Source organism: Micromonospora sp. URMC 106, from assembly GCF_051386395.1.
Lineage (GTDB): Bacteria > Actinomycetota > Actinomycetes > Mycobacteriales > Micromonosporaceae > Micromonospora.
Genome location: NZ_JBPQTP010000236.1, coordinates 1 through 952, shown reverse-complemented (window position 1 = coordinate 952; position 952 = coordinate 1). Strand labels below are relative to the sequence as shown.

At 77.4% G+C, this 952-nt stretch carries 2 protein-coding genes; both read right to left on the bottom strand.

Translation table 11 applies throughout. The features are described from left to right. Positions 1-565 (bottom strand): prephenate dehydratase domain-containing protein (locus ACSNOB_RS31915; RefSeq protein ID WP_436691150.1); only part of this gene is annotated, 565 nt, incomplete at its 3' end. A 9-nt stretch (positions 566-574) separates the two neighbouring features. Further along, on the bottom strand, positions 575-952 hold a 378-nt coding region (locus ACSNOB_RS31910; protein WP_436691148.1), incomplete at its 5' end, for a hypothetical protein.

Sequence of the window (952 nt, the reverse complement as noted above, 5' to 3'; positions counted from 1 at the left end):
GGCCGGGGCGGGACACCAGCGCGAAGCGGGTCACCGCGTCCGGGTGGTCGGCGATCTTGTCCGCGAGCACGTCGAGCCGGTGCCGGTTCGCCCCGATCGGGGCGCAGATCGCCGCGTCGTACTCGCCGGTGGCGGCTCCCGCCGCGGCCGCGCCGTTGGAGAGCACGTCGACCACGACCGCGTCCGGCAGGTGGGCGCGCAGCCAGCCCCGGCACTGGGTGGACGCCTGGGGGTGGGCGGCGACGCTGCGGACGCCCGCGAGCGCCGTGCCCGGCCGGGCGGCGAGCACGAACTCGACCGGCAGGATCACCTCGCGGGTGATGACCAGGGGTTCCCCCTCGGCCAGCTCGTCGAGGGTCACCCCGACCGCGCCGCCGATGGAGTTCTCCAGCGGCACCAGTGCGGCGTCCGCCTCCCCGGCCCGTACGCCGTCCAGCGCCTCCGGCACGCTGCGGGCCGGCGTGCGGCTGCCCCGCTCGGCGGCGGGGATGGTGTTCAGCGCCTGCTCGGCGAAGGTGCCCTCGGGCCCGAGGTAGACGAAGCGCGTCGGCGGTGTTCCCGGCATGGCGACAGCCTACGCACCCGGTACGCCGACCGACCCGCCGTCGCAGACGAGGGTCCGGATGCCGGGCGGACCGGCGGCGCGGACCTCGGCCGTGCAGACGTCGGTGCCGGCGGTGACCAGTCGCGGCGCGCCCGGCCGGCCCTCGGTGACCACCTGGAGTGCCTCGTGGCCGGTCACGTCGAGCATCGTGTAGTGCCATCCGCCGGCGCAGAGCGGGCCGGTCCGCACCCGGACCCGGGCGCCGTCGGGGAGCACCCCGCCCCGGCCGCGCACCAGGTCGATCACCCGCTTCCCGGACGGGCCGCCCTGGCAGGGCACCCCACCACCGGCGGCCCGGTGACCGCAGCGCGGTCGGCGACTTCCGCGACGACCGGCTAGCGTGGACAG